At 35.9% G+C, this 14,678-nt stretch carries 14 protein-coding genes; 2 read left to right on the top strand and 12 right to left on the bottom strand.

The features are described from left to right. Nucleotides 1–10: 10 nt before the first annotated feature. Complete coding sequence (locus K364_RS0106070) at nucleotides 11–1,627, top strand: (Fe-S)-binding protein (protein ID WP_028307268.1); 1,617 nt, start codon at nucleotides 11–13, stop codon at nucleotides 1,625–1,627. 225 nt (nucleotides 1,628–1,852) lie between these two features. Here K364_RS0106070 and yneA read toward each other — a convergent pair whose 3' ends face one another. Further along, nucleotides 1,853–2,128, bottom strand: coding sequence for a cell division suppressor protein YneA (gene yneA, locus K364_RS0106075; protein WP_028307269.1), 276 nt, complete (start codon nucleotides 2,126–2,128; stop codon nucleotides 1,853–1,855). 155 nt (nucleotides 2,129–2,283) lie between these two features. Here yneA and lexA point away from each other — a divergent pair, with 155 nt between their 5' ends. Then, nucleotides 2,284–2,901: a transcriptional repressor LexA gene (gene lexA / locus K364_RS0106080; RefSeq protein WP_028307270.1), complete on the top strand. Its 618-nt coding sequence runs from the start codon at nucleotides 2,284–2,286 to the stop codon at nucleotides 2,899–2,901. Here lexA and K364_RS0106085 read toward each other — a convergent pair. The 11 genes from K364_RS0106085 to K364_RS0106135 all read right to left on the bottom strand — a co-directional run bounded on the left by K364_RS0106085 (nucleotide 2,881) and on the right by K364_RS0106135 (nucleotide 14,657). Then, nucleotides 2,881–3,378 carry a DUF456 domain-containing protein gene (locus K364_RS0106085; RefSeq protein WP_028307271.1) on the bottom strand — a complete coding sequence of 166 codons (498 nt, stop codon included), beginning with the start codon at nucleotides 3,376–3,378 and terminating at the stop codon, nucleotides 2,881–2,883. The genes lexA and K364_RS0106085 overlap by 21 nt on opposite strands. Nucleotides 3,379–3,412: 34 nt before the next feature. Further along, nucleotides 3,413–4,645, bottom strand: a complete 1,233-nt coding sequence (locus tag K364_RS0106090) for a methionine gamma-lyase family protein (protein WP_035268264.1) — start codon at nucleotides 4,643–4,645, stop codon at nucleotides 3,413–3,415. A 30-nt stretch (nucleotides 4,646–4,675) separates the two neighbouring features. Beyond that, nucleotides 4,676–5,680: an AAA family ATPase gene (locus K364_RS23020; protein WP_051533835.1), complete on the bottom strand. Its 1,005-nt coding sequence runs from the start codon at nucleotides 5,678–5,680 to the stop codon at nucleotides 4,676–4,678. 142 nt (nucleotides 5,681–5,822) lie between these two features. Then, nucleotides 5,823–6,065, bottom strand: a complete 243-nt coding sequence (hfq, locus tag K364_RS0106100; protein WP_028307273.1) for an RNA chaperone Hfq — start codon at nucleotides 6,063–6,065, stop codon at nucleotides 5,823–5,825. 48 nt (nucleotides 6,066–6,113) lie between these two features. After that, a complete protein-coding gene (gene miaA / locus K364_RS0106105) occupies nucleotides 6,114–7,064 on the bottom strand; it encodes a tRNA (adenosine(37)-N6)-dimethylallyltransferase MiaA (protein WP_028307274.1) in 951 nt (316 codons plus the stop codon). Nucleotides 7,065–7,078: 14 nt separating this feature from the next. Further along, entirely contained in the window at nucleotides 7,079–8,938 is a 1,860-nt protein-coding gene (gene mutL / locus K364_RS0106110; protein WP_035268267.1) for a DNA mismatch repair endonuclease MutL, read from the bottom strand. Nucleotides 8,939–8,943: 5 nt separating this feature from the next. Next, the gene (gene mutS / locus K364_RS0106115) at nucleotides 8,944–11,541 is read right to left on the bottom strand and encodes a DNA mismatch repair protein MutS (protein ID WP_028307276.1); all 2,598 of its coding nucleotides are present in this window, start codon (nucleotides 11,539–11,541) and stop codon (nucleotides 8,944–8,946) included. Nucleotides 11,542–11,622: 81 nt separating this feature from the next. After that, a complete protein-coding gene (miaB, locus tag K364_RS0106120) occupies nucleotides 11,623–12,966 on the bottom strand; it encodes a tRNA (N6-isopentenyl adenosine(37)-C2)-methylthiotransferase MiaB (RefSeq protein ID WP_035268270.1) in 1,344 nt (447 codons plus the stop codon). 10 nt (nucleotides 12,967–12,976) lie between these two features. Next, nucleotides 12,977–13,201, bottom strand: a complete 225-nt coding sequence (locus tag K364_RS23025) for a hypothetical protein (RefSeq protein ID WP_035268272.1) — start codon at nucleotides 13,199–13,201, stop codon at nucleotides 12,977–12,979. Between the two features lie 133 nt (nucleotides 13,202–13,334). Then, nucleotides 13,335–13,760: an NUDIX hydrolase gene (locus K364_RS0106130; RefSeq protein WP_028307279.1), complete on the bottom strand. Its 426-nt coding sequence runs from the start codon at nucleotides 13,758–13,760 to the stop codon at nucleotides 13,335–13,337. Nucleotides 13,761–13,955: 195 nt separating this feature from the next. After that, complete coding sequence (locus tag K364_RS0106135) at nucleotides 13,956–14,657, bottom strand: HAD family hydrolase (protein ID WP_028307280.1); 702 nt, start codon at nucleotides 14,655–14,657, stop codon at nucleotides 13,956–13,958. Between the last annotated feature and the right edge of the window lie 21 nt (nucleotides 14,658–14,678).

Raw genomic sequence — 14,678 nt, forward strand, 5'->3', positions numbered from 1 at the left:
AGGAGAGCTAATGATAAAGGGAAAAGATTTGAAACCACAGGATATGGGGAAACCTCATGAGCAGTTAACAAAACTTGAAAAGCTCATGGACTTACCAGCACCATATGATAAACCTGGAATGGAACCTTCACTTACCGAACCTAAAGATGCCTGGAAAGAAAAGTTTTGTGCATCCCTGGATGGGTATATTGGTATAGATACTTTGACAAGGCCTACAACAAAAGAGGAAGAGGAAGAGCAGGTTGAAATGTTTTTAAGCGGCCTGGAAAAAATATTTTCTGATGAAACCAACAGAAATTTTATCCAGCCACTGTTGCTTTCTTTTGAATACTGCGCTAAATGTAATACCTGTTCAGAAGCATGTCATGTTTTCCAGGCTAGCGGTCAAAATGAATTATACAGGCCAATTTTCCGTTCGGAGGTTTTAAGAAGAATTGCCAGGAAACATTTCAAAAAAGGTAGTGGTATTGTTGAGAAATTTATTGGCGCCGATATAGATATTAACTGGGAGACAATTGCAAGGCTTGGCGAATTGGCATACAGGTGCAATCTCTGCAGAAGATGCGCACAAACCTGTCCTTTAGGCTTGGATAATGCATTATTAGCTAGAGAGATTAGAAAAATATTCAGCCAGGAAATGGGTATAGCACCCAGGCCTTTGCATGAAAAAGGAACTGTGCTTCAACTGAAAACCGGTTCTTCTACAGGTATAACCAAGCCGGCCCTTTTGGATAATATAGAGTTTATTGAAGAGGATATTGAAGAGAAAACAGGAAAAAAAATAAAAATACCAATTGACAAAAAAGGTGCTGATATACTTTTAACCCACAACGCTGGGGAGTTTATGGCCTGGCCGGAAAACCCCGCTGCCTTTGCAATTCTCTTTGAAGATGCAGGTTTGGACTGGACTTTAAGCAGTGACCTGCTGGGTTATGATAATGTAAATTATGGTATTTGGTATGATGATTCCCAGGCGAAAAAGATTGCTTTGCAGCAGTTTAAGGTTGCTAGAGATTTAGGTGTAAAAAGAATTGTTCTAGGTGAATGCGGCCATGCTCACAAAGCTGCGGCTGTTAGTGCAGATAGACTTTTTACAGGGGAGGACTATATACCTAAGGAAAGCTTTTTGCCTTTGCTTTGGGATTTAATAAAGAATAACAAGCTTAAGCTTGACCCAAGTAAAAATAACTTTCCAGTTACCATGCATGACCCTTGTAATGTTGTTCGGATGATGGGAATTGTCCAGCCTCAAAGAGATATTATCAAGGCAGTTTCTCCTCAATTCAGGGAAATGACTCCTCATGGTGTTCACAACTATTGCTGTGGTGGCGGTAGTGGATTTGCTATAATGAAATCCATGAATTTTTCAGAATTCAGGGAGAAGGTCAGTACACGTATGAAGTTTAAACAAATTCTCGATGCCTTCCAGGATACCATAGAGGATCCGACAATTCCTAAATATGTATGTGCTCCATGTTCTAATTGTAAGGGTGCAATTAGGGATATCTTGAAATTCTACAAAGTAACAGAAAAGTTTAATGTTCACTATGGTGGACTGGTTGAGCTCGTGGTAAATGCCCTTGTTGATATAGAAAAGCCCTTTTTAGACTTCTTGAGAGATGATTAAAAAAATAAGCTTGCTGGTAGGTTAATTTTTATTAAGTCTATATTAATTAAAAAGAGGGGAGCTTAAAATTCTAATCTCAGAATTTAAAAAAACAAGCTCCCCCTAAAATTTCTTTTTTAGTTTACATAATATCTATTATCGGAAGTAATTATAATTATTTGAAGTATTACATTTAAAATACGAAAAGAACCATGTATCAAATGGTTCCTCTCATAATTGGTATATTTAGTTAAGTGGTATTTTTAGCTGTTGTCCGGTATATATCATGGATTTCTTTATATTATTTAGTTTTTCAATTTCATAAATTGCTTTGCGAATGTCTTTTCCAGTAGTGTGTTTTTGTGCTATATTCCATAAGGTGTCTCCATCTTTAACAATAATAGTTATGAAGTCATCCTGATTAGCAGCACTAACTGTTTGAAATGATGTAATAAAAAGCCCTAATATTATGATTGTAGTGAATAAAACAAATATCAGCCTAGCCTTTTTTATCTTCAACATAATCTCCCTCCAAATCAAACGCCTGTTCTGTATTTATTATATCAGAACATAGGTTCTGTTTGCAATGCCTGATTCGAAATTTTTCGAACAAATGTTTTACATATAACAAAAATATGATATAATTACCAATATAAAACTATTTAAAGGTGATGAATATGTTTGAAGATTTAAGCTCACGTCAGATACAAATATTAAATTTTATTAAATCTGAGCTGCTCAGCAAGGGTTATCCCCCATCTGTTAGAGAGATTGGCAAGGCAGTTGGCCTCAGCAGCAGCTCTACTGTTCATGCTCACTTAGCACATCTTGAATCCAAGGGCTACATCCGTAGAGACCCTACAAAACCTAGAGCAATAGAAATACTTGATGGCTACAACAGCGATTTTCCAAAAAAAGAAATAGCTAATATACCTGTTATTGGTAAAATCACTGCAGGTGAACCTATTTTAGCTGTGGAAAATATCCAGGATACCTTTCCAATTCCAGTTGATTTCTTAGGAAATGGTGAGTTTTTTATACTTACTGTGTCAGGAGACAGTATGATTGAAGCAGGCATAAATGACGGAGACTATGTTATTATTAGAAAACAAAACCACTGCCAGAATGGGGATATTGTTGCTGCTCTCCTTGAAGACGAAGCCACAATAAAAAGGTTCTATAAAGAAAAGGACTGGATTAGACTCCAGCCGGAAAATAGTTCTATGGATCCAATAATAGCTTCAGACGTAGTAATTATTGGAAAGCTTGTTGGTTTATACAGAAAAATATATTAAGATTATTTTTATTGTAAAAGAAATTGTCATTGCTATGCCTATAACAAATCTAAAAGCTATTCCACTTAGAAAACCCAGGACGATGCCAAGGGTTACTTTTAGTGCTTCATTGAGGCTTTTCCCTTTGAACATTTCAGTAAAAATGACAGCTACAGCGGGACCAATAATAAGTCCAGGCAGGCCTAAAGTGAAAAAGCCAAACACCAGCCCTACTACCATGGACAGTATGCTTAGTTTACTTGCACCATATTTTTTTGCACCTACCATGCTTCCTAATATATCAACAAATGTTCCAATAATAGTTAACAAGACCATTGTTGTTAGGAAGCTATAGCCCAGCACATCAAATCCAATGTGCCAGCCATAGATGATGATTCCCATTAGCACCAGTATCAATCCTGGTAAAGCAGGCAAAATGGTGCCTATTACACCTACTATCATTAACAGATAACTTATTGCAATTATTATTGCATCCAATAGTCTTACCCCCAAATGCTTTAAGAACTGATTATTATAATCCTAATTCCTCAGCTGCCTTCAATAATACAATTTTTCCATGTTCCGCTACTAAACTACCCTGTAAATATACTACATAGGGTTCCTTTAAGGGTGCATCTGCGGACAACTCTATTGATGCCCCTTGTACAAAGGTTCCTGCTGCCATAATTACCTTACTTTCATAGCCTGGCAAATTCCCTGGTTGCGGAGTAACAATTGAATCTACAGGGGAGTATTTTTGAATGGCCTTGCAAAACTGCAAAAGTTTTTTTTCATTATCTAGTACTATAGCCTGTATTATGTCACCCCTTGTTTCCTGACAGGTTGGCGAAACCTTATAGCCCAAATCTGAAAACAACTTCGCTGCAAATACTGCCGTTTCTAATGCTTGGACAACAATCATTGGAGCCATAAAAACCCCTTGAAATAAAAGACGTTTGTCCAACGAACTGGAACCTATTTCTTTTCCAAGTCCCGGAGCAGTTAAATAGGAAACAGCCCGATCTATTAACTCCTTTTTGCCTACTAAATAGCCTCCTGAAGGTGCTAAGCCTCCCCCTGGATTTTTGATCAAAGAACCAGCTGCAATATCAGCACCAACCTCACTAGGTTCCATTCTCTCAACAAACTCTCCATAACAATTATCCACAACAATATATGTGTCCTCTGACATTTCCTTGATGTAATCTACGAGCATTTTAATCTTTTTTATTGTCAAGGCATCCCTTAAAGCGTATCCCCGTGACCTCTGAATAAAAATAGCCCTGGGGTGGTGTTTTTTTATATACTTATCAAGAAGTTTTAAGTCATTATTAACCTCAAAGGGTATTTGGTGACATTCAATACCTTGATTTATCAAAGATAATGGATCCTTACCACTAAAACCTATTACCTTTTGCAAGGTATCATAAGGCTTGCCAATGGTTAGCAAACAATCACCTTTATCTAGAGCACTCTTTAATGACAGGTATATTGCATGGGTTCCTGAGATTATATTTGGTCTAACAAGGGCATCTTCAGTTTTAAATATATGAGCAAATACCCTTTCTAGAGCATCCCTTCCAGTATCACCATATCCATAACCAGTAGATGGGTTAAAATGAAAATCGCTTATGTTGTTACTTAAAAAAGCCTCCAATACCTTTTCCTGGTTATAGGACATTAGACTTTTAAAATTTGCTGTTACATCATTAGTATTTCTTTCAATTTCTGCTTTGATTTCCTGAAGCTTTTCATCTAATAACATTAACTTTAGGTCCTCCGTATGTATTTATGTTTATTTTACTTTTTTTAAGTAGTTTTCTATACCTAAAGTATAATCTATGTCTTCACAAATGTCCTTTGCATTTATTATTAATAGATCATCCCGTGATAAAGTATTTTTTTCTACTAGTCTATAGGCCTGTTTTCTAATTGATTTTTCAACAATATTCCTTACCATTCGTGCATTACCTACCTGTGCATGGCCAGTTGCTATATATCTCTTTAAAATGGATTCTAGCTTCATCCTTGCATCAATGGAAAAATAATAGTCCCTATGAATGAGCATTTTTTCAGCTATTTCAACAAGCTCCTCTAATGAATAATCAGGAAAATCAATATGAATGGGAAATCTTGAGCGCAGACCTGGATTGGTACGTATTAATTTTTCCATCTCATCCTTGTACCCAGCTAATATAAGTATTAAATTATCTTTATTATCTTCCATTCCCTTAACTAAACAGTCTATGGCCTCTCTTCCAAAATCCTTCTCTCCCCCCCTGGCCAGGGAATAAGCCTCATCTACAAAAAGAATGCCTCCAAGAGCCTTTTTGATGCTTTCTCTAGCCCGCATTGCTGTGTGACCAATATATTCTCCTACCAGGTCTGCTCTTTCCACCTCAACCAGGTGTCCTTTGCTGAGTATGCCAATTTCCTTAAAGAAATTACCTAATATACGAGCAACAGTAGTTTTACCTGTACCAGGGTTACCTTTAAAAACCATATGGAGAACCATTGGGTCGTTGGTAAGTTTTTCTTTAGCCCTTGCCCTTTGAACCAATACATACGCCCTTAACTCTTTTATAAGCTGCTTAACTTCATTTAGACCAATTAATGCTTCTAGTTCCTTTAGAGCATTATAGCCTTCAGCAAAAGCTGCTGTGTTTCTGGTTTTATTGCTGTAGGAAATAGAATTAGCTGAATTGTTTTTTGTGGAGCTTGTGCTAGCATTTTTATTTATGGCAGGTGTTTCATATTGATATTTGGCTCCTTGCTTGTTAAAGTTAAATTTAACCTCCATTGATTTCACCCCCTGCAGTTGAACAAAAATGTGGGTCATAATGCACATAGTATTATATGTTTCCCTACAGAAAGTGTTAATGGTATATTTTAGGTGATTATGCAAAAAACACTCTCTATAAGAGAGTGCATGAATTATGAAATTAACGGGTTTCCTTTGCCTCGGCAGATAAATTTACTGCCTTGCTGGGTACAAGGGTTGATATTGCATGCTTGTAAATCATTTGTTGTTTACCATCCACATCTAATAATACTGTAAAATTATCAAAACCCTTCACCAATCCCTTTATTTGAAATCCATTAACTAAAAATATGGTTAATGGAATATTATCCTTTCTAACTTGATTTAAAAATCCATCCTGCAGATTAATTTGAACTTTTGACATTTCGTTCCCTCCGATATCTTTTTATATTAATTATTTCCTTATTCAACACTATATATTAATATTCCTGCCAATCTCTGCCTTTATTTCATTAATAATATTTAGTGGATTATTTATGTCAACCTCAAACCATTTAATCCTATCATCTCTCCTAAACCAGGTAAGCTGTCTTTTTGCAAATCTTCTAGTATCCCTTTTTATAATTTCTATGGTTTCTTTAAGTGAACGCTTTTTAGAGAGATATTCTACAACCTGTTTGTAGCCAATGGCCTGCATGCTTGTATTTGTGGGCTTTACACCTGCTTTTAATAGATTTTCTACTTCTTCTATAAGACCTTCTTGAATCATGGTATCTACCCTTTGATTAATTCTTTCATAAAGAATGGTCCTTGGGATATTTAAGCCAATCATAACTAGTGGACTAAATAGACTGTATTTGTAACCAGCTACCATGCTGCTAGAGATTGGTTTTCCAGTGGTTTTAAAATATTCTAGAGCCCTAACTATTCTTTTTGTATCATTTGGGTGTATTCTTTCTGCGCTGTCTGCATCTATTTCTTTTAATTCTTTATATAATTTAAAGGTGCCATTTTCCTGGGCAATCTGCAGCAAAGCAAGCCGTGTTACATGGTTGACATTTACTTGAAAATCATACTCATCTATTACAGCCCTTACATATAGACCTGTTCCACCTAAAAGTATAGGTATTTTATCTGATTTGTTAATTTCATTAATGCAGTTTCGTGCATCTTCTTGAAAATCAGCAACAGAGTAATCTTTTTGTGGGGGTATTATGTCAATCATATGGTGCTTTACTTTTATGTTGTTAGTTCCAAACATTTCATGTTCTTTAATCTTAGCAGTACCAATATCCATCCCCTTGTATACCTGCATGGAATCTCCAGATACAATTTCTCCCTTAATCTGTGATGCCAATTCTACACCAATTTTTGATTTTCCTACTGCAGTTGGCCCTACAATAACTATTAATTTATTACCCATTACAAACACCAGTCCTATCTATGAAACCGCTTGATTAGTTCCTCATCAGTTATGTGAACTGTAGTTGGTCTTCCATGTGGACAAGTATATGGAACATCTGTTTTTGACAACTTTTCTAAAAGAGATTCCATTTCATCCTTTGAAAGAATTTTTTTTGCAGTAATAGCTGCCTTACAAGCTACCATTTTGATAAGTCTGGCCCATGAAGGCTTCTCATTTTGCTTCAAGTAATTATCCAACATATCTTTAATTACACTTACACCTGCTCCTGACTCCAAGCCCACGGGCACCCCTCTAAGCAAAAAGGTATTATCTCCAAAGTATTCCAATGTAAAGCCTGCATTTTGCAATAATAACATATTTTCAAGTAAAAAATCCTTTTCAGCTGGAGTTAAATCAATGACTTGAGAATGCAACAGCAGTTGGCTTTTAATACTATCTTTATCCCTGGCATGTTTTAAACTGTCATAATGAATTCTTTCGTGAGCAGCATGCTGATCAATAAGATAAAAGCCCTTTTGCTGACCATCAACAGCAATTATATAGCTTCCATCAATCTGTTCTAAAGGCTTTAACTTCGGATAACTAACTTTTAAGGTAATATCATTACTCTCATTGCTATTTTCAACTAGATTTTTAGTACAAGGGGGAGTTTCTTCATTAATTTCATTAATCTCGTTATTTCTATATTCATTATATGCAATTTTAGTTTCTCTTATCTTATTAAAGTCCAATTCAGTTGAATTTTTTTCCTTATAGTTCTTTTCATCAGCTTTTATTCCAATTGTTTCCCAATTAAATTCAACCTGCCTGCCAATTTCTTTAAAGGTATTTCTTTGTATTTTTGGCTTCTGAACAAATATGGAATCCAGACTCATTAATGCAGATCTTAGTGCTCTCAACACAAAATCTTCAACAAGCTCATCATTATCAAATTTTATTTGTTTTTTTGTTGGATGTACATTAACATCTACAATATGGTAAGGAATGTTTAAGCTCAATATGTATATAGGGTATCTTTCAGAAGGTATCAGGGTAGTATAGGCCTTGGTTACAGCCCTGTTAATTATAGTTGAATAAACCCATCTTTTGTTAACAAAAAGATACTGATTATGATTACCAGACCTGGTGTATTGAGGTTTGGAGATATATCCCCCTATATTTAAACCCTCATCATTATCAAAGTTGCCATGTTTAACAGGAATAAGATTTTTAAACAAGTCAATACCTAATACATTAACAATATTATTTTCTAATACTCCCTTTCCTGCCGACTGAAATATGAGCTTTTTATTATGGGAATATTTAAAGCTGATATGGGGGTTTCCCAAGGCCATTGCTGCCACCACATGGGCTACATACCCAGCTTCTTTTGTAATAGATTTTAATTGTTTTTTACGTGGGGAAACATTAAAAAATAAATCTTTAACAGCTATGCAGGTTCCTGTATTGCAGGCCGTCTCTTCAAAGAGTACATCCAGCCCCCCTTCAATAATATATCTGCTTCCAAGGTGATCCTCAGCTGTCCTGGTTACAACTGTAACTCTAGATACAGAAGCAATACTTGGCAGGGCCTCCCCTCTAAATCCATAGGTCTTTATACTAAAAAGATCATCAGCCATCCTTATTTTACTAGTGGCATGTCTTTTAAATGCCACTTTAATCTGGTCTCCAGGAATACCCTGTCCATCATCAGTAACAATAATTTCATTTATTCCTCCCTGGAAAATTTCAACACTAATATTTTTTGCCCCTGCATCTATAGCGTTTTCTATTAATTCTTTAACAACAGATGCAGGCCTTTCTATTACCTCTCCAGCTGCAATTTTATTTGCGGTGGCTGCATCAAGTATTCTTATTTGGCAAAGAGACATACGATTTATTTATCCCCCCTTTTTAATCGTATTTCATTTTGGAATTGTGCCAGTTTATTGAGAGCTTCCATGGGAGTCATATTCCACAGGTCTAACCCATCAATTTCCTCCTCAATGACACTTGACCTCACCTTGTCCTTATCATAATCTACTTCCACTTTACCTAGCTCTGCTTTTCCAATGAAACTTGCTGACAAAAATGTAGAATCCTTTTCAAGGCTGTGCAGTATTTTTCTAGCCTTTGCTAATAAATCTGCTGGCAGGCCTGCAAGTCGTGCAACTTGGATACCATAGCTTTTATCTGTACTGCCCTCATAAACCTTATGCAAAAAGGTTATTTCATCACCCTTTTCAACTACTCCAACATTATAGTTTTTAATGCCCTCATGGTCTTCCTGGAGCCTTGTAAGCTCATGATAATGTGTGGCAAATAGGGTCTTGGCACGGATATTTGTATGAATAAATTCAGAGATTGCCCAGGCAAGGCTGACTCCATCATAGGTGCTTGTCCCTCTTCCAACTTCATCCAATATAATTAAGCTATCCTTGGTAGCATATTTGAGGATATTTGCTACCTCCTGCATCTCCACCATAAATGTGCTTTGCCCTTGTGCTAGATTGTCACTTGATCCTATTCTGGTAAATATTCTATCTACAACTCCAATTTCAGCCTCGTCAGCAGGAATAAAGCTCCCCATTTGGGCCATTAAAACAAGAACGGCATTTTGTCTTAAATATGTGCTTTTGCCAGCCATATTTGGTCCAGTAATTACCATAAGCCTGTTTGCATCATTCATATCAATATCATTAGGAACAAAAAGATGTCCCAGTGACTTTTCCACTACTGGATGTCTTCCATTTATTATTTTAAGGTTATTGCTTTCCAGTATTTTAGGTCTAATATAATTATTTTTCTCTGCTGTAACAGATAGGCTGGCAAACACGTCTAATCTAGCTAGCAGATTTGCATTATTTTTTATTTCCTGAACATGGAGGTTTACCTTTTCACGGACATCCTGAAATAGTCTATATTCCAGTTCATACAGTTTCTCTTCAGCATCTAAAATAAGGTTTTCCAGTTCCTTTAACTTTGGTGTTATATAACGTTCACAATTTGCCAGGGTTTGTTTGCGCATGTAATGCTCTGGCACTTGACTAAGATTTGCATTTGTAACTTCTATGTAGTAACCAAATACCTTGTTATAACCGACCTTAAGTGACTTTATACCTAACCTTTCCCTCTCCTCCATTTCAAGACTAGCTATCCATGTTTTCCCACTGCTTTTAGCTTCTCTTAGCCTATCAACATCAGTATTATATCCAGGTTTAATTATGTTTCCATCTTTAAGTCCAGATGCCGGGCTGTCATCTATACTAACTTTTAACAAGCTTACTAATTCATCTAAAGAATTTAAACCATCTATGATTGTTTTCAAGGGTTTTAAAGATTGGCCTGCAAATAAGTCCCTTATTCTAGGCAACAAGCATAATGAACTCCTTAATGCAACCAAATCCCTTGCGTCTGCACTTCCATATAAAATTTTGGTAATTAGCCTTTCCATATCATAAAGGTTTTTTAAATAATTTCTAAGCTCTTCTCGAATTAAGACATTTTCATTAAAGAAAGCCACCATGTCAAGCCTTGATTCAATTTCTTTAATATCCTTTAGTGGTTGTTCGATCCACTGCCTGAGCACCCTGGCTCCAGCAGCAGTAGTTGTATTATCTATTGCAGACAAAACGGTATTTTCTTTGTTTCCATTAATATTTGTTGTCAATTCAAGATTTCTACGGGTGGCGTAATCTAAAACCATATAAGTTTCAGGAATATAGACCTCTATATTGGACAAATGATCCAATTCAGTTTTTAAATTTGTCTGAAGATATTTATATAACACACCGGCAGCTAACAGGGAAACCCTATTATTATGTAAACCTATGCTGAAAACATGATTGGCAGAAAAGCTGTCCTTTAATAAGTCAAGCATCTTTTCATAATTATAAATACTATTTGATATTGTATAGATATTTGTTTTTTGTCCCATCTTTTTTAAAATTGTTTTCTGCTCAAAGCTATCTGGAACTATACACTCAACAGGATTTAGCTTTGCCACCTCATCAATTAAACTGTCTTCTCCTTTGATTAGAGCCACTTTGAAATCCCCAGTAGATAAATCACAGTATGCCAGGCCATAGTTATCCTGCTTTGAGTAAATGCTTACAATATAGTTGTTTTGATCAGCGGACAGGTATTTTTCATCCAAGATGGTTCCTGGTGAAATAACTCTAACCACCTTACGTTCTACTGGTCCCTTTGAGAGTTTAGGATCCCCCACCTGCTCACATACTGCTACCTTGTAGCCCTGCTGTAAAAGCTTTGGCAGATATGTATCAACAGCATGATAGGGAATTCCACACATGGGGGCTTTTTCTTTAGTTCCTGATTGACGAGCTGTTAATGCAATTCCTAACACCTTTGAGGCCAGTATTGCATCATCATAAAACATTTCATAAAAATCGCCTAATCTATAAAAAAGAATACTATCCATGTATTCTGCCTTTATACTTAGATATTGCTTCATCATGGGTGTCAAATCACTCAAGAAACTTCCCTCCCTTATGTGTAATTATAGCATAGAAATGGACTGTTAAGTACAAAAGCCGCTAATTAGCGACTTTTATTGTCATAGTTCTCCTATTAAGTTCCATGTCTGGGCCTTGGTTATTTTAACATTTATAATTGTTCCAATGAGTGATTGCTCCCCAGAAAAGTTAACAATTTTATTTGTCCTGGTTCTGCCAGTTAACCGACTACTATCTGTCTTGCTAGGACTTTCAACTAGAACCTCCATGTTAGTGCCAACAAGCTTCATGTTTTTTTCTAAGCTGATTTTGTTTTGAACTTCCATTAGCCTATGCAATCTTTCTTTTTTTTCTTCATCTTTTATCTGACACTCCATAGCTGCAGCCGGTGTTCCCCTCCTAGGAGAATAAGCAAAGGTATAAGCAGCGTCAAACCTGACTCTTTCCACAATATCTAATGTGTCCTTAAAATCCTCCTCCCCTTCCCCTGGAAATCCCACAATAATGTCACTAGTTATAGAGTAATTAGGGGAAATACTTTGAATCTTTTCTACCAGGTCCAGGTATTCTTCCCGTGTGTATCCTCTATTCATGGCCTTTAAAATCTTGTTGCTTCCTGCCTGCACCGGAAGATGATAATGCTCACATACCTTTTTGCACCTGGCAATAGTTTCAACCAGCTTATCCGTGAAGTCTCTTGGGTGTGATGTCATGTAGCGTATTCTTTCAAGGCCATCTATCTTATTTACTTCAACTAATAAATCTGCAAAATCTAGATTGCTATTTAGATCTTTGCCATAAGAATTTACATTCTGTCCTAGAAGCATTATTTCTTTATAGCCTTCCTTTACAAGACCACTTATTTCTTCAACTATCTTATCTGGTGTTCTGCTTCTTTCCCTGCCTCTTACATGTGGAACTATGCAGTATGTACAAAAATTATCACAGCCATAACTAATATTTACATAAGCCTTTATTCTATCAATCCGTCGGGAAACATTATTTTCAACAATATCTCCTTCCTTTTCCCATATTTCATAGGCTGGCTCATCTGTGTTTTGTATTTTTAACAACAGGTTGGGTAACTGATGAACATTATACGTACCAAATACTAAATTTACATAAGGGGCTTTGTCCCTGATTCTTTCATACACTTCATCCTGTTGGGTCATGCATCCACAGATGCCAATAATTAATTCTGGTTTTTCCTTCTTTAGTTTGCTTAACTCTCCTAGTTTCCCAAATACCTTTAATTCTGCCTTTTCTCTGACACAGCAGGTGTTTAAAATTATTATATCTGCATCCTTTTCTGCTGAAGCGGGACAATAACCCAGGTTTTCAAGGTACCCTTCCAGCACTTCAGAATCTCTTTCATTCATTTGACAACCATAGGTTAAAATTAAATATTTTTTTCCGGATAAAGACTGATTAATGTGTTCTGTCATCTATAACACCTCATTCACGTTTTTCTCTTTTCTTTTTACCGCGATTACGTGGTGCATTTTTTTTATTTTCAAGTTGTTTAATATGGAATCTTTCTGCTGCTTGTCCAATTAAACCCCCGATTAATCCACCAACTATAGTTAGATAAACTTGATTTGTATCAAAGGTAGCACCAAAAACCACAAGTGCACCAAAAGCTGCACCAATTCCCCCATAGTGCTTTGGATTGATGGCCATTTCCTCATCCCCTTTTCGTTTATATTTCCTCTTTATCAGATTTTTAGTATGAAGAATTTCTCCTTGAAGATAGTGCAAGAAAAAACCCTTGAGACATTTAAAGTCAAGGGTTAATTCCTCAATATGGTTAAAGCTATGCACCAATTTTATATAGTTCTTTTACCTTTTCATGGGATATTCTAACTAATGACTTTTCTTGGTTATGAGTTATTAGTTTTAATGCATCATCCATGGTAAAAAAGCCACCATCGGAGAAACCTTGATCCTTGGATATACTTAAAGCATCTGTTTGAGCTTCCATAATAAACCATGTAATAACATTGCAAACGGGTCTTTGACGCGAATAGGAGAAAAATTCATAACTAGTTTCACCAGCCGAACCAATTATTTGTGCTGCAACACCTGCTTCTTCTTGAACTCTAGCTAATGCAACTTCATCGGCGGTATTACCGTGCCGGATGACTCCCTTGGGAAGGCTCCATTCCCCCTTATCGTTCTTTAGGAGTAAAACCTTATTTTCCCAAAATACCACACCACCGGCACAATGTCTAAAAATCATTGACCCACCCCCAAATATTGTTTGCTTATTATATTCGAGATGTGTGAAATAAGTCCTGCCAAATTTTAATATTATTTTAACCTAAAATTAATCTTCTATGCAGATTAGAACAGTTTTTTTACAACCTTTTCTAACTGTTCCATATTTCTGCATTCAAAAACCATATGACTGTCATTAAAACATTAGTTTCTCCCTTTATATCAACTCCATTATACAATCCCGAAAATCTGCAAAGGTGCCCCTATATGTAGGTTCTATGCTGAATGTATTATTGTCAATTAAATAGTCTTCAACTAAAAAAGTTTTCATCCCTAATCTGGAAGCTACCATATCTTCCTGCATATCATTACCAACCATCAAGCACTCTTCCGGTTTTGCATTGATTTCCTCTAAAATCTGTTCATAGTAATGTAAATGGGGTTTACAATACTTCATATTCTCATAGCTGGTTATTAATTTATATTCATATTCATCAACACCTGCCCAACGTATCCTCTCTTTAATTGCAATCAAGGGAAAGACAGGATTAGTTGCTATAACAGTCCCTACACCCTTGGAATTTAAGTAGTCCAGAACTTCCATGGCATGGGGATTGGGTTTGGAATGAATTTGTAAGCTTTTGAATTCATTTAAATAGAAATCTTCAAATTGTTTTAACATACTTGTTTTGCTTTCAGAGCAGTCTATAAAAAAATGTTCAGTAAATACTTCTTCATTTGTTTTTTCTTCTAGATTTAATATCATTGCTTCTGTTGCTTTTAATAGTTTGGGAACGAAAGCATCTGGTTCAATACAACTAGCCATCTTCTTGCTGAGGACTTTTAAGTAATGATTTATAAAGCTTTCTGTATCCAAAGGTAATAATGTTCCGTCTAAATCAAATAGCACATATTTCATAGCAGTCTCCTTTTAAACTAA

Source organism: Desulfitibacter alkalitolerans DSM 16504 (assembly GCF_000620305.1).
GTDB lineage: Bacteria > Bacillota > DSM-16504 > Desulfitibacterales > Desulfitibacteraceae > Desulfitibacter > Desulfitibacter alkalitolerans.

What these genes read in the sequence shown, in the direction of transcription:
- K364_RS0106070 (WP_028307268.1), top strand. Translation starts at nt 11, where the DNA reads ATGATAAAGGGAAAAGATTTGAAACCACAGGATATGGGGAAACCTCAT.
- yneA (WP_028307269.1), bottom strand. Translation starts at nt 2,128, where the DNA reads ATGTTGAAGATAAAAAAGGCTAGGCTGATATTTGTTTTATTCACTACA.
- lexA (WP_028307270.1), top strand. Translation starts at nt 2,284, where the DNA reads ATGTTTGAAGATTTAAGCTCACGTCAGATACAAATATTAAATTTTATT.
- K364_RS0106090 (WP_035268264.1), bottom strand. Translation starts at nt 4,645, where the DNA reads ATGTTATTAGATGAAAAGCTTCAGGAAATCAAAGCAGAAATTGAAAGA.
- K364_RS23020 (WP_051533835.1), bottom strand. Translation starts at nt 5,680, where the DNA reads ATGGAGGTTAAATTTAACTTTAACAAGCAAGGAGCCAAATATCAATAT.
- hfq (WP_028307273.1), bottom strand. Translation starts at nt 6,065, where the DNA reads ATGTCAAAAGTTCAAATTAATCTGCAGGATGGATTTTTAAATCAAGTT.
- miaA (WP_028307274.1), bottom strand. Translation starts at nt 7,064, where the DNA reads ATGGGTAATAAATTAATAGTTATTGTAGGGCCAACTGCAGTAGGAAAA.
- mutL (WP_035268267.1), bottom strand. Translation starts at nt 8,938, where the DNA reads ATGTCTCTTTGCCAAATAAGAATACTTGATGCAGCCACCGCAAATAAA.
- miaB (WP_035268270.1), bottom strand. Translation starts at nt 12,966, where the DNA reads ATGACAGAACACATTAATCAGTCTTTATCCGGAAAAAAATATTTAATT.
- K364_RS23025 (WP_035268272.1), bottom strand. Translation starts at nt 13,201, where the DNA reads ATGGCCATCAATCCAAAGCACTATGGGGGAATTGGTGCAGCTTTTGGT.
- K364_RS0106130 (WP_028307279.1), bottom strand. Translation starts at nt 13,760, where the DNA reads ATGATTTTTAGACATTGTGCCGGTGGTGTGGTATTTTGGGAAAATAAG.
- K364_RS0106135 (WP_028307280.1), bottom strand. Translation starts at nt 14,657, where the DNA reads ATGAAATATGTGCTATTTGATTTAGACGGAACATTATTACCTTTGGAT.